Raw genomic sequence first — 16356 nt, 5'->3', positions numbered from 1 at the left:
GGCGATTACTTCAGCATCTCGGCCAAGGTGTGCCCGAGCCGCGCCGGGGACGGCGAGACCTTGATGCCGGCGGCTTCCATCGCCGCGGTCTTGGAACCGGCGTCGCCCTTGCCGCCGGAGATGATCGCGCCGGCGTGGCCCATGCGACGGCCGGGAGGTGCTGTGACACCGGCGATGAAGCCAACCATCGGCTTCTTGCGGCCGCGCTTGGCCTCGTCCTTGAGGAACTGGGCAGCGTCTTCCTCGGCGGAACCGCCGATTTCGCCGATCATGACGATCGACTTGGTCTTCTCGTCGGCCAGGAACATCTCCAGCATGTCGATGAATTCGGTGCCCTTGACCGGGTCGCCGCCGATGCCGACCGCGGTGGTCTGGCCGAGGCCTTCCTGGGTGGTCTGGAACACCGCTTCATAGGTCAGGGTGCCGGAGCGGGAGACGATGCCGACCGAGCCGGGCTTGAAGATGTTGGCCGGCATGATGCCGATCTTGCACTCGCCGGCGGTCATCACGCCGGGGCAGTTCGGCCCGATCAGCCGCGACTTCGAGCCCGACAGCGAGCGCTTCACGCGCACCATGTCGAGCACCGGGATGCCCTCGGTGATGCAGACGATCAGCGGGATCTCGGCATCGATCGCCTCACAGATCGCATCCGCCGCGCCCGGCGGCGGGACATAGACCACGCTGGCGTCGGCGCCGGTCTTCTCGCGCGCTTCGGCGACGGTGTCGAACACCGGCAAATTGAGATGGGTCGAGCCGCCTTTGCCCGGCGCGACGCCACCGACCATCTTGGTGCCGTAAGCGATCGCCGCTTCCGAATGGAACGTGCCGTTCTTGCCGGTGAAGCCCTGGCAGATGACCTTGGTGTTCTTGTCGATCAGAATGGACATGGTTCGAGATGCTTTCGCGAGACAGCGGTGAAGGACACTATGATTTGAGCATGATCATATCGGAAAACCGGGGGCCACTTTTCCGGATCATGCTCAGTGGATACGCCGGTACACGCCGGTGAGCACGTCGGCCCACCCTTCCGCGTCAGGCGAGAACTGGATCTTCATGTTGTAGGTGTTGTCGTCGACGACCTCGTAGACGTGACGGGCATTGCCGCGGAGCGAGCCGCGCACCAGGATCAGCGACTTGCCCGCCCAGCCGCCGGAGGCCGGCGACGGCGGGTAGTAGCCGAGCGAATCGTGCCAGAACAATTTGTAGGCCCGATCGTCGCGGTCGTAGGTGAAGACGCCGTGGGTGGCGAAGCTTTCCTTGCCGTCGCGGGTCTGCACGCTGTCCTGGATCAGATAGAAGCCGTTGAGCGCGATGCGCGCAACGACGTGCGAGGTGGCTGGACCGCCGGCGGTCCAGCGCGACGGAAGGACCATCTCTTCGCCGTTCCACTCGCCGGCGAAAACCGCGAGCTTGCGGTGTTCTTCCAGTGGTGTCGGAGCGTCGAGATGATCGGCCATCGTTAGCCTCCCTTGACGGCTTTCACGATCTTCTGTGCGGCGTCATCGAGGTTGTCGGCGGGCAGAACATTGAGACCGCTGTCGCGGATGATCTTCTTGCCCTGCTCGACATTGGTGCCTTCGAGGCGCACCACCAGCGGCACCTTGAGGCCGACCTGCTTCACCGCGGCGACCACACCCTCGGCGATCACGTCGCACTTCATGATGCCGCCGAAGATGTTGACCAGGATGCCCTTCACGTTCGGATCGGCGGTGATGATCTTGAACGCGGCCGCGACCTTCTCGACGCTGGCGCCGCCGCCGACATCGAGGAAGTTCGCCGGCTCCATGCCATAGAGCTTGATGATGTCCATCGTCGCCATGGCGAGACCGGCGCCGTTGACCATGCAGCCGATCGTGCCGTCGAGTGCGACATAGTTGAGGTCGTATTTCGACGCCTCGATCTCCTTGGCGTCTTCCTCGGTCTCGTCGCGCAGCGCGACCACGTCCGGGTGGCGGTAGAGCGCGTTGCTGTCGAACGACACCTTGGCGTCGAGCACGCGGAGCTGGCCCTCCTTGGTGACGACCAGCGGGTTGATCTCGAGCATCGCCATGTCCTTGGCGGCAAAGGCTGCGTAGAGCTGGGCGGTCAGCTTCTCGGCCTGCTTGGCGAGATCGCCGGTCAGCTTCAGCGCCTTGGCGACGGTGCGGCCGTGATGGGCCATGATGCCGGTGGCGGGATCGACCGAGAAGGAGACGATCTTGTCCGGGGTCGAATGGGCGACCTCTTCGATATTCACGCCGCCTTCGGTCGACACCACGAAGGAGATTTCCGAGGTCTCGCGATTGACCAGGATCGAGAGGTAGAACTCCTTGTCGATGTCGGAGCCTTCCTCGATGTAGAGGCGGTTGACCTGCTTGCCGTGCGGGCCGGTCTGCACCGTGACCAGCGTCGCGCCGAGCATCTGCTTGGCGAACTCGCCGACCTCGGCGACCGACTTGGCGATGCGGACGCCGCCCTTGTCGCCGGCGGATGCTTCCTTGAACTTGCCCTTGCCGCGGCCACCGGCATGGATCTGGCTCTTCACCACCCAGATCGGGCCGGGGAGCTGCTTGGCCGCCGCGTCGGCTTCTTCCGGCTTCAGCACCGGAACGCCACGCGAGATCGGCACGCCGAATTCATGCAGCAGTGCCTTGGCCTGGTATTCATGGATATTCATGGAAAGACGCTCCCAAACCCTCGTGCGGCGAACTTAACGTCAGCCCTGACGCTGGCATACCATATACCAATGCTCGCGCAACTACAAAATCCGCCAGAATTTCATCATCTTGCACCCGACAGGCGATTGGAATCGCCTATCGGGTCATTGCCGATCGAGATTACTTGCCGAGCAGATCGGGCGCGATCTTCTTGCAGGCGTCGACCAGGCCCTGCACCGCGCCGACCGACTTGTCGAAGGCTTCACGGTCCTTGCCGGCCAGCTCGATCTCGACCACGCGCTCGACACCCTTGGAGCCGATCACGGTGGGCACGCCGACATACATGTCCTTCACGCCGTACTCGCCGTTGAGATAGGCGGCGCAGGGCAGCACGCGCTTCTTGTCCTTCAGATAGCTCTCGGCCATCGCGATCGCAGACGCGGCCGGCGCGTAGAACGCCGAGCCGGTCTTGAGCAGGTTGACGATCTCGGCGCCGCCGTTGCGGGTGCGATCGACGATCTCGTCGATGCGCGCCTGCGAGGTCCAGCCCATCTTGACGAGGTCGGGCAGCGGAATGCCGGCAACCGTCGAGTAGCGGGTCAGCGGCACCATGGTGTCGCCGTGGCCGCCGAGCACGAAGGCGGTGACGTCTTCGACCGAGACGTTGAATTCGTCGGCCAGGAAATAGCGGAAGCGCGCGGAGTCGAGCACGCCGGCCATGCCGACCACCTTCTTGTGCGGCAGGCCCGAGGCCTTCTGCAGCGCCCACACCATCGCGTCCAGCGGGTTGGTGATGCAGATGACGAAGGCGTCGGGCGCGTACTTCTTGATGCCGGCGCCGACCTGCTCCATGACCTTGAGGTTGATCGACAAGAGATCGTCGCGGCTCATGCCGGGCTTGCGCGGCACGCCGGCGGTGACGATGCAGACCTTGGCGCCGTCGAGCGCTTCATAGGAGTTGGCGCCGACCAGATTGGAGTCGAAGCCGTCGACCGGCGACGACTGCGCGATGTCGAGCGCCTTGCCCTGCGGCACGCCCTCGGCGATATCGAACAGCACGACGTCTCCGAGTTCCTTGAGGCCAACGAGGTGCGCCAGCGTTCCGCCGATCTGTCCGGAGCCAATCAGTGCAATCTTGTCGCGTGCCATGGGAAATCAGTCCTTTGAACTGGATGCAGGAGGGAGGGAAGTCGGTTGCAAGGGTGGTTATCCCTTTCGAATGATCCATTCAAGTCAGGGCCTGCAAGTCGCGCCTGCCCGATTGCGGGCCCTGCCTGCAATTCGGTCAGGCATGCCAGCAACGTCCGCCCGGAGACACGAAAAGTTGCTCCGAACCGGGCCGCGGGCAAGAGCAAATTTCGAGACCAAATATCAGGCCGAATGTCAGGTCTCGACCAGTCCGGTCGTCGAACCGCTCGCCGACGAATCCTTCCGGCCGTGCGGCAAAGCCAGGTAGGACTCCGAGCTCATCTCGATCAGGCGCGAGGACGTGCGCTTGAACTCCATCGCCTCGACGCCTTCCTCAGCAAGGTACAGCGACACCGGATCGGCCTCGGCGGAGGCCATCAGCTTCACGGCATTGTCATAGAGGGTGTCGATCAGCGAGATGAAGCGCTTGGCGGCGTTGCGCTCGGCGTAGTCCATCACCGGAATATGGTCGATCAGGATCGTGTGGTAGTCGTGCGCAAGCCTCAGATAATCGGACGCGGCAAGCGGCTTCTCGCAGATATCCATGAAGCTGAAGCGCGCGACGCCGTGCGCCGAGCACGGCACGTTCAGGATGCGTCCCTTGATCGGAATGAGGCGCGCCTTGCACGGCGCATTGCCGGTCATCTTGCGCCAGGCCGCGTTGAGCGCGGCATCGGCCGCATCGTCCGCGGGCACCAGCCACATTTTCACGCCGACGAGCTTCTCCAGCCGGAAGTCGGTGCGCGCATCGAGCCGCAGCACGTCCATGTGTTCTGATATCTGTGCGATGAACGGCAGGAACAGCGCGCGATTGAGACCGCCCTTGTAGAGATCGTCAGGCGCGACGTTCGAGGTCGCGACCACGACGGTGCCGAGATCGAACAGCTTTGCGAACAGCCGCCCGAGGATCATCGCATCGGCGATATCGGTGACGTGGAATTCGTCGAAGCAGAGCAGCCAGGCTTCGTCGAAGATCGCCTGCGCGGTGAGCGCGATCACGTCACCGTCCGCGATCTCGCCGCGCGCGATCTGCTGGCGGTAGCCGTAGATGCGCTCATGCGCCTCGGCCATGAATTCGTGGAAATGCGCGCGGCGCTTGTGCTCGACCGTGCTTTGCTGGAAGAACAGATCCATCAACATGGTCTTGCCGCGGCCGACCTCGCCATGGACGTAGAGCCCGCGCGGCGGCTTGTCGTCCTTGTCGCCGCCGAACAGCCGCCCGAACAGACCCTGCTTGCGCTGCGGCTTGTAGCTCGCGAGCCGCTCCTCCAGCGCGCCGAACGCATCGGCGGCAACGGCCTGCGCGGGATCAGCCTCGATCGCGCCGGAGGCGACCAGGGATTTGTAGTGTTCGAGGAACGAACTGGGCGAGGCGGACAGCATCAGCCCACCTTACGGCCCTAGTGCGCGGCAAATTGCAAGCCGTGAATTGTGCCAATGGGCATGCAGCAGGTATGCAAGCGCGAACCCTTGCATACCATGGCCGACCGCACGCGCCTCGCCGGCGCCTCAAACCGTGATCTTAGGAGGCCTTACGCGCAGAGCTCGTAAGCATCCTCGACCACGTAGGGGCCGCCGCCTGTCGACGCACGCGACGAGAACAGCACGAAGCGGTCCGCCAGGAAGGTGCGGCTCGGGAAGTAGCCGCGCACGGACAGATAATCCGCGACGTCCTGGCTCGACGCGTCGTGCAAACGCGCGAGCGTGACATGTGGTGTGAATTTCCTGCCCTCGGGATCGAGCCCCATCCGCTGCATCATCCGCTCGAGCTCGGCCTGCAGTTCGATCAGCGGCCGGCTCGGCTCGACGGCGGCAACCACCGCGCGCGGCTTGCGTCCGCCGAAGCTTGACAGGCCCTGCAATTTGACCTCGAACGGTTTGCGGTTCACCCGAAACAGCATCGTCGCGATCTCGTTGGCCCACATGCCATCGATGTCGCCGATGAAGCGCAGAGTGACGTGATAGTTTTCGGGATCGATCCAGCGTGCGCCAGGAAGGCCGCCACGCAAATTGGAAAGCGTCTGGCCAATTTCGGCCGGGATTTCCAGTCCAGTGAACAAACGCGGCATCGCAAGAACCCTCCGATGCAGTGGCGCGAGTTTTGGGAGCCCGCGCCTATAACGACCCCGGTGACGAATCACCGATGCCTATTTGTACCCGAGATATGTGACTCTGCGAAGCATGAGGCGTTAACAGCTCGTAAACCTACGGACACAACGCGGCGCACTGCCCGCGATTCAACTGCGTTGCCCTGATAATGCGCCGAGAAATGCCTCCACCGTGGGCAGCATGTTCTTCACGACGATGTCCACACCTTCCGCCGTCGGATGCATGCCGTCGGCCTGATTGATCTTCGGATTAGCAGCAACGCCGTCGAGGAAGAACGGATAGAGCGGCACGCCAAGCGATTTCGACAGATCCGGATAGATCGCGTTGAACTTCGCCGCATACTCACTGCCATAGTTCGGTGGCGCGAGCATGCCGCACAAGAGCACCGCGATCTTGCGCGTCTGCAACTTTGTGATGATGTCCGAGAGCGCGGCACGCGTCACCGCGGGATCGATGCCGCGCAAGGCATCGTTGGCGCCGAGCTCGACAATCACCGCATCGGTTCCGTCGGCCACCGACCAGTCGAGCCGCTCACGGCCGCCCGAGGCGGTGTCGCCCGACACCCCGGCGTTGGTCATGTCGACCTTTATCCCCTTGGCTTCCAAGGCTTTTTGCAGCCGGACCGGAAAGGCCGCCTCGGCCGGAAGGCCGTAACCGGCGCTCAGGGAATCGCCCAGAACCACCATTTTGATCGGTTTCGCGGAAGCTTTCCCGGGAGGTTTCTCCGGGTCTGGCGTCTGCGCGCTGGCCGTCGTCATCAAGCCCATAAGCAACACGAGTATGTGCACGAAGATTCTCAACCGGGCCTCGACCGCAGCCGCGGAAGTGCCATATGACCGAACCATGGACAGTCTCATCGAATCCTCTTCACTGACCGACGTCGAGCCGGACACCATTGCCGTCAGGAACGTCAATCTCTCGCTCGGCACCGGCGCGGCACGGGTTCATATCCTGAAAGATATCAGCCTTCGTGTGGCAGCGGGTGAGGCCATCGGCCTGATCGGCCCGTCGGGCTCGGGCAAGTCGACCTTGCTGATGGTGATGGCGGGGCTTGAACGTCCTGACAGCGGAGAGGTGGTCGTCGACGGCACCTCGTTCAATGCCCTCGATGAAGATGCGCTGGCGCGCTTCCGCGGCCGCCAGGTCGGCATCGTCTTCCAGTCGTTCCATCTGATCCCGACCATGACCGCGCTGGAGAACGTCGCGGTGCCGCTCGAGCTCGCCGGCAATCCCGATGCCGCCGCGCGCGCCGCGCAGGAGCTGCAATCGGTCGGTCTCGGCGAACGGCTGCATCACTATCCGACGCAGCTTTCCGGCGGCGAGCAGCAGCGCGTCGCGATCGCACGTGCGCTCGCGCCCGATCCGGCGATCCTGGTCGCCGACGAGCCGACCGGAAATCTCGACGAGACGACCGGCAAGCAGATCGTCGATTTGCTGTTCACCAAGCACGCCGAGCGCGGCATGACCTTGGTGCTGGTGACGCATGATCTCGCGCTCGCGCAGCGCTGCGACCGCGTGGTGCGGCTGCGCTCCGGCCGCATCGACGGACAATCCACGACATGAGCATCGCGTCCGAAGTCGCGGTGCAGGTCCGTACCCAGGGCCGCGCGTCGTCGCTTGCCTTCCGTTACGCGCTGCGCGAATTGCGCGGCGGCCTGCGCGGCTTCTACGTGTTCATCGCCTGCATCGCGCTCGGCGTGATGGCGATTGCCGGCGTCGGCTCGGTCGCCGCGAGTCTCGGCGATGGCCTGTCGCGCGAGGGCCGCACGCTGCTCGGCGGCGACGTCGCGTTCTCGCTGATCTCACGCGAGGCCAAGCCCGACGAGGTCGCCTACCTGCGCACCCGCGGCGAGGTTTCGGTTGCGGCCACGCTCCGCGCAATGGCGCGCAGCGGCGACGGCAAGCTGGCGCTGGTCGAGCTCAAGGCGGTCGACGGCAAATATCCGATGCTCGGCGAGCTGACGCTCGAGCCGAACATGCCGATCGCCGATCTGCTCACTGAGCGCGACGGCGTTTTTGGCGCGGCTGCCGACTCGACCCTGCTGGCGCGGCTCGACCTGAAGCTCGGCGACCGCGTCACCATCGGCAGCGCGACCTACCAGATCCGCAGCGTGGTGGCGGCCGAGCCCGACAAGCTCGCCGGCGGCGTCGGCCTCGGCCCGCGCTTCCTGATCAGCGAAGCCAGCCTGCGCGCCACCGACCTGTTGCAGCCCGGCAGCCTGGTGCGCTGGATCTACCGGGTAAAGCTGCCCGACGGCGCCAACGACGATCGCGCCACCACCGCGTTGATCGACGGCGCGCGCGCCGCAGCACCGGAGGCCGGCTGGGAGGTCCGTAGCCGCAGCAACGCCTCGCCGCAGCTCGAGCGCACCATCAACCGCTTCACCCAGTTCCTGACCCTCGTGGGTCTTGCCGCGCTCCTGGTCGGCGGTGTCGGCGTCGCCAACGCGGTGAAGAGCCATATCGACCGCCGCCGCGACGTCATCGCCTCGTTCAAGGCGCTCGGCGCCACCGGCCGCGACGTCTTCACGATCTACTGCACGCAAGTCGTGGTGCTGGCCGGGATCGGCTCGGTGATCGGCCTCGTGCTCGGCGCCGCGCTGCCTTTCGTCATCGTCGGCCTGTTCGGCAAGCTGCTGCCGCTGCCGGTGGTGCCGGCCCTGCATCCCGACGAGCTCGCGCTGTCCTTCATCTACGGCCAGCTCACCGCGCTGGCGTTCGGGCTGTGGCCGCTCGGCCGGGTCCACGACGTGCCGGTCGCCGCGCTGTTCCGCGAGACCGTCGCCAGCGAGTGGCACCGGCCGCGCTGGAGCTATCTTGCGCTGATGGCCGTGGTGGTCGCGCTGCTGATCGGCGTCGCGATCGGGCTTGCCTATGACAAGCGGGTCGCCACCGTGTTCGTCGTCGCCTCGATCGCGGTGTTCCTGCTGCTGCGCGGGATTGCCGAGATCCTGATGGCGGTGGCACGGCGGCTGCCGCGCAGCCGCATGACCATGCTGCGGCTCGCCATCGCCAACATCCACCGGCCGGGCGCGCTGACGCCGTCGGTCGTACTGTCGCTCGGCCTTGGGCTCGCCGTGCTCGTCACCATCACCCAGATCGACGGCAATCTGCGCCGGCAATTCCTGGCCGCATTGCCGGAACGGGCGCCGTCGTTCTTCTTCATCGACATTCCCTCCACCGAGGCCGACCGCTTCAATGCCTTCCTGGCGCAGATCGCCGCCGGCTCGACCGTCGAGGACGTGCCGATGCTGCGCGGGCGCATCGTCGCCGCGCGCGGCGTCAAGGCCGACCAGCTCAAGCCGTCGGTCGATTCCGAGTGGGTGCTGCAAAGCGACCGCGGCCTGACCTATACCGGTGAAATTCCCAAGGGATCGAAGATCGTCGAGGGTGAATGGTGGGGGCCGGACTACAGCGGGCCTCCGCTGGTCTCGATGGAGAAGAAGATCGCCGACGGCCTGTCCCTGAAGATCGGCGACGAGATCGTGGTCAACGTGCTCGGCCGCGATGTGCCGGCGAAGATCGCCAATCTGCGCAACATCGACTGGCAGGGCCTCGGCATCAACTTCGTGCTGGTGTTCTCGCCGAACGCCTTCAAGGGCGCGCCGCACAGCCACGTCGCGACCCTGACGGAACAACCTGCCAGCCCTAACGACGACGCGCGCATCATCAAGCAGGTCGCCGACGCATTTCCGATGGTGACCAGCGTGCGGGTCCGCGAGGCGCTGGAGACCATCGGCAGCGTCGTCAGCAACCTCGTGCTCGCGATCCGCGGCGCCAGCGCCGTGACGCTGATCTCGGCGATCCTGGTGCTGGGCGGCGCGCTCGCCGCAGGGCATCGCCACCGCGTCTATGATGCCGTGATCCTCAAGACGCTCGGTGCCACACGGGTGCGATTGCTCGGCGCCTACGCGCTGGAGTATCTGATGATCGGTTTTGCAACCGCGATTTTCGGCGTGATCGCCGGCTCGGTCGCGGCCTGGCTGATCGTGACGCGGCTGATGACGCTCAGTTTCATCTGGCAGGCCGGCAGCGCCGCCCTGGTCGTGGCCGCCGCGCTGGTCGTCACCGTCGGATTGGGGCTGGCCGGGACGCTGCTCGCGCTGAACCAGAAGCCGGCCTCGGTGTTGCGGAATTTGTGACAATTTGTAGCGGCGGAAGCGCCATTTTTGCCTGTCATGCTAGGCCAGAGCGACATTCGGCCGCGCGTGGAAGCTTGCGTCGGATGTGTTAATTTCCCACATACCAATCGGGTCGGATAGTCGGTTTGAATGACACGGAATTAATGCTCCGCAAACCGAGCCATCTGAGATAGATTTATAACCGGCGCCGCAAATCCCTTGCGCTCCACCGGGACCAACCACGGGAATTCGACCATGTCGGACCTAGACCGCAACTACGCTTCTCCTTTCGGCCGGGCCGCCGGGCGCATTGACGCTGCGGCCGTCGACGCCGGTCTGCGCGCCTACATGCTGCGCATCTACAACTACATGAGCATCGGCCTCGCCATCACCGGCCTGGCCGCGCTCGGCGTCTACATGGGCGCGGTGACCACCGATCAGTCGGCCGCCGTCGCCAAGTTCGGCAACGCCTATCTGACGCAGTTCGGCTACGCGATGTTCGTAAGCCCGCTGAAGTGGCTGTTCATCCTCGCCCCTCTTGCGATGGTGTTCGTCATCTCGGCCGGCATCAACCGCCTGCAGCCTGCGACCGCCCAGCTGTTGTTCTGGGTGTTCTCGGCGCTGATGGGCTTGTCGCTGTCGTCGATCTTCCTGGTGTACACGCACACCTCGATCGTGCGCGTGTTCTTCATCACCGCGGCGACGTTCGGTGCGCTGAGCCTCTACGGCTACACCACCAAGCGTGACATGAGCGGCATGGGCTCGTTCCTGTTCATGGGCCTGATCGGGATCATCATCGCGAGCCTGGTCAACCTGTTCCTGGCGAGCTCGGCGCTGCAGTTCATCGTCTCGATCGTCGGCGTGCTGGTGTTCGCGGGCCTCACCGCCTGGGACACCCAGCGGCTGAAGAACGACTACATCTACGGCTACGCCTCGCAGGGCGGCGTGATGGCAGAGCGTGCGGCAATCACTGGTGCGCTGTCGCTCTACCTGAACTTCATCAACCTGTTCACGCTGCTGCTGCAGCTGCTCGGCCAGCGCGACTAAGCGCCCGAGCAAGGCAAACGGATCCAAGCCCCGGCCGCACGGCCGGGGCTTTTGTTTTGCGTGGAAAGGATGAGATCAGAGACGGCGTAGCCCGGATGAAGCCGACGGGTCGCGCGAACGCGCGCCCGATGACGGACTCCGCGTAATCCGGGGCAGCATCATCCGCGGGGACAGCCCCCGGATTGCGCTTCGCTGCATCCGGGCTACGAAGCTGGCCGGCGCGGCCTACACCAGCGACAGCTTGCGGTCGATCACGAACAGCACGCGCTCGAGTTCGTGGCCGCGGCGCAGGATCAGGCCGGTCGCCGAAATCACGCTGTACATGCCCTGCTTGCGCGCCAGCCGCGGATCCTTCTCGATCCGGTAGATCGGCATTTCGGAGGCGCGCCGGAACACCGAGAACACGGCGCGGTCCTTCAGGAAGTCGATCGCATAGTCGCGCCACTCGCCGTCGGCGACCATGCGGCCGTAGAGATTGAGAATGCGGTTGAGCTCAAGTCGATTGAATGTCACGCGGTTGGGCTGGGGTGTCGCGGCGGCGGGGCGCGCCGCGGCACGGCTCCCGCTCGGATCGGTGTCCTCCGAGATCAAACTCATCGAGCGCCTCCTGTCATCCCGGTGACGATCGGTTCCGAAGGCTGGTGCCCCCTGCTTCGGGATCGCCACGAGAGTGACATGATCGCGCTAAGCGCGGGGCGCCGCAAGTGCCCAGTCGGTGACTGACGACGCCATCGCAAGTCCGGCCCCCGCCATCTGCGCCTTGGTCCGGCTTCGTTACCTCATAGCCCTGTGTCCGGGCGCGTAGCCCGAAGCGCCCGGATGGCCGCGAAGGCTACCATGCGCGCGGAACAAATGACCCGGCGCATAACCCGACGCTCCCGGATGGCCTGCAACCGCTCCACGTGTATGGAACGATGTTCCGGGCGCGACCATTGAGGCCCCTCCGCCGCGCGCGTAGCCGGTTGAAGACGTCGCGGCCATAAGGCCGACCGCAGCAACAAGCGCCAAAACTTTCGTCATGGCTTCCTCCTCAGTAATTCCCGCTGAAACAATACCGGCTGCGGTACTTGGTTCAGATCGGGAATCGAGAGCCAGGGGGCTGGCCGCTTGAATTAAGCCGCCCAAACACGAATTAGGCCCCGCGGGATTGAATCAGGGCCGCGCCAAAAGATTCACGGGAACGTTAGCGGAATCATATTGCTGCCCCACTTCCGCCCATCGCCCGCCCCGCTGCCCTGCGAAAAGGAAATCCTGCGTTGGCCCGGTCCTTTCGGTTCCGGATTCCTCAGCCCCCAGCCCCCCGGGGCCGTCGGGATCGGGCCTGTTCGCAGGGGAGTTAAATCCCAACACTGGGCCAACGAAAGTTGGTCCTTTTTGTTTTTGGGGCCTGCTCGACCAGCGCGATGAGGCTCGCAAGCCTCGGCGCTTTCATTGCAGCAGATTTCTGAATGCATGTTCGCCGCCACGCAAAGGCTGCACGGCAGCTGCGTGCGGCTCAACGACGCGACTAACGCGCAGCAACGCGCTAGTGCAGCGAGGTGAATGCGGCGCCGAGCATCGGGCCCGGCTTGTCGCGATTGCCGTCCTGGACGTACACCGCGGCGGCATCGACGCCATCGCGCGTGATGTTCTCCAGCGGCACAGTCCAGCTGCCGGACGAGCCGTTCCAGTCACCAACCTTCAGCAGATTGCGCACCACATTGTGGTAGGTGATCTCGTGGCCACGGTTCTCGCCGCGCGAGATCGAGATCGGCACCGACTTCGAGATCGAGCAGATCCAGACTTCGCCGCGCGACACCGCGGGCGACTTCGACGCCGCGACCGACACGTTGATCTGCTTGCCGGTCAGCGTCATCGTCACTGGCACCGACATCACGGTGCCGCTCTTCTCGGTGCTCTCGATGGCGTCCTCGATGCTGGCGCGATCGCTGCCGATGACATGCGCGGAGCCGTTGATCACGGCCTGCGGCGTGTAGACGTCGCGATCGCCGCGCATGTGGGAATAGGCTTTCTGGCGCGCGCTGAAGCGGGAATCGGCCAGCGTGTCCTTCCAGCCGAGATAGTCCCAATAGTCGATCGGCATGCTGAGCGCGATGACGTTGGGGTCTTTGGCGAGATCACCGATGATCTTGTCCGCGGGCGGACAGGACGAGCATCCCTGCGAGGTGAAGAGTTCAACGACAGCACGCGGATCGGCGTGAGCGGGGCGGATGATCGCGACGATCGCGCAGATACCGAGCGCACTGGACCATCGCGAGATCGAATTATAGGCCATCATCGCTGTCATACTGCGAACCAGTCGTGATGATTTCCATCCGTAATTGTACGGAGCATGAAGTCTGTCCCTGAACTTGCGTGCCCCAAAACGCGAGAAAGCGGCCTTTTCATAGGCCGCCTTCTTTTTAGCCGCTACTCACTAAGCAGTGAGGCACCGATCACAAATCCGCGTTGGAGCATGGCCCGAATGGACCATGCTCAAACAAAAGGCCTTAGGCCGCGAGTTTGCGCAGCACATAATGCAGGATGCCGCCGTTGCGATAGTAATCGAGCTCGTCCAGTGTATCGATGCGGCAGAGCAGCGGGACATCCCGCTTGCCACCGTCAGCGGACACGATTTCCGCAGTCAGCGTCTGGCGCGGCTTCAAATCGCCCTGCAGCCCGCGGATCGTGACCTTCTCGTCGCCCTTGAGGCCGAGCGAGGACCATGAGGTGCCGTCCTGGAAGGTGAGCGGAAGCACACCCATGCCGACCAGGTTGGAGCGATGGATGCGCTCGAAGCTCTGGCAGATCACCGCCCGCACGCCGAGCAGACGCGTGCCCTTCGCGGCCCAGTCGCGCGAGGAGCCGTTGCCGTATTCGGCGCCGGCGAACACCACCAGCGGCACGCCTTCCGCCTGATACTTCATCGCGGCGTCGTAGATCGACATCTGCTGGCCGTCGGGCCAGTGCTTGGTCAAACCGCCTTCCGGAATATTGCCGTCGGCACCCTTCAGCATGAAGTTCTTGATGCGGATGTTGGCGAAGGTGCCGCGCATCATCACTTCATGGTTGCCGCGCCGCGTGCCGTACTGATTGAAGTCGGCGGGACGCACCTGGTGCTCGCTGAGAAACTTGCCGGCGGGCGAGGTCAGCTTGATCGAACCGGCCGGCGAGATGTGGTCGGTGGTGATCTTGTCGCCGAACATCGCGAGGATCCGCGCGTCGACCACGTCGGTGACCGGGTCCGGCTGCTTCTTCATGCCTTCGAAATAAGGAGGGTTCTGCACATAGGTCGAGCCCATGTTCCAGCGATAGGTCTCGCTTTCCGTGGTCTTGATCTTGCGCCAGTTGGTATCGCCCTTGAACACGTCGGCGTACTTCTTCTTGAAGATCGTCGCGGTGACGTACTTCTTCATGAAGGTGTTGATCTCCTTGGCGGTCGGCCAGATGTCCTTCAAGAACACCGGCTTGCCGTCCTTGCCGATGCCGAGCGGCTCGACTGCGAGATCCTTGGTCACGGTGCCGGCCAGCGCATGCGCGACGACCAGCGGCGGCGAGGCGAGGTAGTTCGCCTGGACGTCGGGCGAGACGCGGCCTTCGAAGTTGCGGTTGCCGGAGAGCACCGCGGCGGCGACGATGCCGTTCTCGTTGATCGACTTCGAGATGTCCTCCGGCAGCGGGCCGGAGTTGCCGATGCAGGTCGTGCAGCCGAAGCCGACCAGGTTGAAGCCAACCTTGTCGAGATCGGCCTGCAGGCCGGAATTGGCGAGATATTCGGCCACCACCTGGCTGCCCGGCGCGAGCGAGGTCTTCACCCACGGCTTGGCCTTCAGGCCCTTGGCGGCCGCCTTGCGCGCCAAAAGGCCGGCGCCGATCAGCACGCTCGGGTTCGAGGTGTTGGTGCAGGAGGTGATCGCCGCGATCACGACGTCGCCATGGCCGAGATCGAAGTCACGGCCTTCGACGGCGTAGCGCTTCTGCTCGCCCTCGGGCTTCTTGTATTCGCCAACCAGCGCGGTCGCGAAACCGGTCGACACCGCCGGCAGCGCGATGCGGCCTTCGGGACGCTTCGGTCCGGCCATCGACGGCACGACGTCGCCGAGATCGAGCGTCAGCGTGGTGGTGAACACCGGGTCGGTCGACTTGGCGGTGCGGAATAGGCCCTGCGCCTTGGCATAGGCCTGAACCAGCTTGACGCGATCGGCCTTGCGGCCCGAGGTCTTCAGATAATCGATGGTCGCTGCATCGACCGGGAAGAAGCCGCAGGTCGCGCCGTATTCGGGCGCCATGTTGCCGATGGTCGCCTTGTCCGCGACCGAGAGATAGTCGAGGCCGGGGCCGAAGAACTCGACGAACTTGCCGACCACGCCGAGCTTGCGCAGCATCTGGGTGACGGTGAGCACGAGGTCGGTCGCGGTGACGCCTTCCTTGAGCTGGCCCTTGAGCTTGAAGCCGACCACTTCGGGCAGCAGCATCGACAGCGGCTGGCCGAGCATGCAGGCCTCGGCCTCGATACCGCCGACGCCCCAGCCGAGCACGGCAAGGCCATTGACCATCGTGGTGTGCGAGTCGGTGCCGACCAGCGAGTCGGGATAGGCGACCTCGAAGGTGCCGGTCTTCTTGCCGACCGTCATCTTCTCCTTCTTGGTCCAGACCGTCTGGGCGAGATATTCGAGATTGACCTGGTGGCAGATGCCGGTGCCGGGCGGCACGACCGAGAAGTTCGAGAACGCCTTCTGGCCCCACTTCAGGAACTCGTAGCGCTCCTGGTTCTGCTTGTATTCCTCGGTGACGTTCTTCGCGAACGCCTTGTTGTCACCGAAGAAGTTGACGATCACCGAGTGGTCGATGACGAGGTCGACCGGCACCAGCGGATTGATCTTCTCGGCATCGCCGCCGAGGTTCTGCATCGCGTTGCGCATCGCCGCGAGATCGACCACGGCCGGGACGCCGGTGAAATCCTGCATCAGCACACGCGCTGGACGGAATGCGATTTCGTGCTCGAGCTGGCGCTTCTTCAGCCACTTCGACACCGCGACGATGTCTTCCTTCTTGACGGTGCGGCCATCCTCGTTGCGCAGCAGGTTCTCGAGCAGAACCTTCATCGAGTACGGCAGCTTCGAAATACCCTTCAGTCCGTTCTTCTCTGCCTGGGGCAGGCTGTAATAGACGTAGGACTTGGCGCCGACCTTCATGGTCTTGCGGCATTTGAAGCTGTCGAGTGAGGTCATACGAGGAATCCCAATTCTCAGTTATACCCGGCAAGGGTAACTAAA

13 protein-coding genes are annotated in these 16356 nt (G+C 64.2%); 3 read left to right on the top strand and 10 right to left on the bottom strand.

Annotation, left to right across the window (positions count from 1 at the left end; genetic code table 11):
- Positions 1 to 5: 5 nt before the first annotated feature.
- The 7 genes from sucD to AC628_RS04900 all read right to left on the bottom strand — a co-directional run bounded on the left by sucD (position 6) and on the right by AC628_RS04900 (position 6721).
- A complete protein-coding gene (sucD, locus tag AC628_RS04930; protein ID WP_074125622.1) occupies positions 6 to 887 on the bottom strand; it encodes a succinate--CoA ligase subunit alpha in 882 nt (293 codons plus the stop codon).
- A gap of 93 nt (positions 888 to 980) precedes the next feature.
- Positions 981 to 1457: a DUF1579 family protein gene (locus AC628_RS04925; protein WP_074125621.1), complete on the bottom strand. Its 477-nt coding sequence runs from the start codon at positions 1455 to 1457 to the stop codon at positions 981 to 983.
- Positions 1458 to 1459: 2 nt separating this feature from the next.
- Positions 1460 to 2656: an ADP-forming succinate--CoA ligase subunit beta gene (gene sucC / locus AC628_RS04920; RefSeq protein ID WP_074125620.1), complete on the bottom strand. Its 1197-nt coding sequence runs from the start codon at positions 2654 to 2656 to the stop codon at positions 1460 to 1462.
- Between the two features lie 160 nt (positions 2657 to 2816).
- Positions 2817 to 3785 carry a malate dehydrogenase gene (gene mdh / locus AC628_RS04915; protein WP_021078790.1) on the bottom strand — a complete coding sequence of 323 codons (969 nt, stop codon included), beginning with the start codon at positions 3783 to 3785 and terminating at the stop codon, positions 2817 to 2819.
- Between the two features lie 234 nt (positions 3786 to 4019).
- Positions 4020 to 5207: a cell division protein ZapE gene (zapE, locus tag AC628_RS04910; protein WP_074125619.1), complete on the bottom strand. Its 1188-nt coding sequence runs from the start codon at positions 5205 to 5207 to the stop codon at positions 4020 to 4022.
- Between the two features lie 149 nt (positions 5208 to 5356).
- Positions 5357 to 5893 carry an RNA 2',3'-cyclic phosphodiesterase gene (gene thpR / locus AC628_RS04905; protein WP_074125618.1) on the bottom strand — a complete coding sequence of 179 codons (537 nt, stop codon included), beginning with the start codon at positions 5891 to 5893 and terminating at the stop codon, positions 5357 to 5359.
- A gap of 168 nt (positions 5894 to 6061) precedes the next feature.
- Positions 6062 to 6721, bottom strand: a complete 660-nt coding sequence (locus AC628_RS04900) for an arylesterase (protein WP_074125654.1) — start codon at positions 6719 to 6721, stop codon at positions 6062 to 6064.
- Positions 6722 to 6776: 55 nt separating this feature from the next.
- Here AC628_RS04900 and AC628_RS04895 point away from each other — a divergent pair, with 55 nt between their 5' ends.
- The 3 genes from AC628_RS04895 (at position 6777) to AC628_RS04885 (ending at position 11101) form a co-directional block, all read left to right on the top strand.
- Positions 6777 to 7496: an ABC transporter ATP-binding protein gene (locus AC628_RS04895; RefSeq protein WP_074125617.1), complete on the top strand. Its 720-nt coding sequence runs from the start codon at positions 6777 to 6779 to the stop codon at positions 7494 to 7496.
- Positions 7493 to 10075, top strand: a complete 2583-nt coding sequence (locus tag AC628_RS04890; protein ID WP_074125616.1) for an ABC transporter permease — start codon at positions 7493 to 7495, stop codon at positions 10073 to 10075. Before AC628_RS04895 ends, AC628_RS04890 begins: the two co-directional genes overlap by 4 nt.
- A gap of 234 nt (positions 10076 to 10309) precedes the next feature.
- Positions 10310 to 11101: a Bax inhibitor-1/YccA family protein gene (locus AC628_RS04885; RefSeq protein ID WP_050424276.1), complete on the top strand. Its 792-nt coding sequence runs from the start codon at positions 10310 to 10312 to the stop codon at positions 11099 to 11101.
- 225 nt (positions 11102 to 11326) lie between these two features.
- Here the strand turns inward: AC628_RS04885 and AC628_RS04880 are convergent, their stop codons facing one another.
- From AC628_RS04880 to acnA, 3 genes are all read right to left on the bottom strand, one after another.
- A complete protein-coding gene (locus AC628_RS04880) occupies positions 11327 to 11698 on the bottom strand; it encodes a DUF2794 domain-containing protein (RefSeq protein ID WP_050400886.1) in 372 nt (123 codons plus the stop codon).
- A 928-nt stretch (positions 11699 to 12626) separates the two neighbouring features.
- On the bottom strand, positions 12627 to 13388 hold the full coding sequence (locus tag AC628_RS04870; protein ID WP_074125614.1) for a DUF1223 domain-containing protein: 762 nt from the start codon (positions 13386 to 13388) through the stop codon (positions 12627 to 12629).
- 202 nt (positions 13389 to 13590) lie between these two features.
- The gene (acnA, locus tag AC628_RS04865) at positions 13591 to 16311 is read right to left on the bottom strand and encodes an aconitate hydratase AcnA (RefSeq protein WP_074125613.1); all 2721 of its coding nucleotides are present in this window, start codon (positions 16309 to 16311) and stop codon (positions 13591 to 13593) included.
- Positions 16312 to 16356 lie beyond the last annotated feature (45 nt).

The sequence above is a fragment of the Bradyrhizobium sp. NAS96.2 genome (genome assembly GCF_001908235.1).
Classification (GTDB): domain Bacteria; phylum Pseudomonadota; class Alphaproteobacteria; order Rhizobiales; family Xanthobacteraceae; genus Bradyrhizobium.
The sequence above is the reverse complement of the archived record's forward strand: the minus strand, read 5'-3'. Positions and strand labels throughout refer to the sequence as shown.

Excerpts from the sequence above, each read along its gene's own strand:
- sucD (WP_074125622.1), bottom strand. The coding sequence starts at position 887 with ATGTCCATTCTGATCGACAAGAACACCAAGGTCATCTGCCAGGGCTTC.
- AC628_RS04925 (WP_074125621.1), bottom strand. The coding sequence starts at position 1,457 with ATGGCCGATCATCTCGACGCTCCGACACCACTGGAAGAACACCGCAAG.
- sucC (WP_074125620.1), bottom strand. The coding sequence starts at position 2,656 with ATGAATATCCATGAATACCAGGCCAAGGCACTGCTGCATGAATTCGGC.
- mdh (WP_021078790.1), bottom strand. The coding sequence starts at position 3,785 with ATGGCACGCGACAAGATTGCACTGATTGGCTCCGGACAGATCGGCGGA.
- zapE (WP_074125619.1), bottom strand. The coding sequence starts at position 5,207 with ATGCTGTCCGCCTCGCCCAGTTCGTTCCTCGAACACTACAAATCCCTG.
- thpR (WP_074125618.1), bottom strand. The coding sequence starts at position 5,893 with ATGCCGCGTTTGTTCACTGGACTGGAAATCCCGGCCGAAATTGGCCAG.
- AC628_RS04895 (WP_074125617.1), top strand. The coding sequence starts at position 6,777 with ATGGACAGTCTCATCGAATCCTCTTCACTGACCGACGTCGAGCCGGAC.
- AC628_RS04890 (WP_074125616.1), top strand. The coding sequence starts at position 7,493 with ATGAGCATCGCGTCCGAAGTCGCGGTGCAGGTCCGTACCCAGGGCCGC.
- AC628_RS04885 (WP_050424276.1), top strand. The coding sequence starts at position 10,310 with ATGTCGGACCTAGACCGCAACTACGCTTCTCCTTTCGGCCGGGCCGCC.
- AC628_RS04880 (WP_050400886.1), bottom strand. The coding sequence starts at position 11,698 with ATGAGTTTGATCTCGGAGGACACCGATCCGAGCGGGAGCCGTGCCGCG.
- AC628_RS04870 (WP_074125614.1), bottom strand. The coding sequence starts at position 13,388 with ATGACAGCGATGATGGCCTATAATTCGATCTCGCGATGGTCCAGTGCG.
- acnA (WP_074125613.1), bottom strand. The coding sequence starts at position 16,311 with ATGACCTCACTCGACAGCTTCAAATGCCGCAAGACCATGAAGGTCGGC.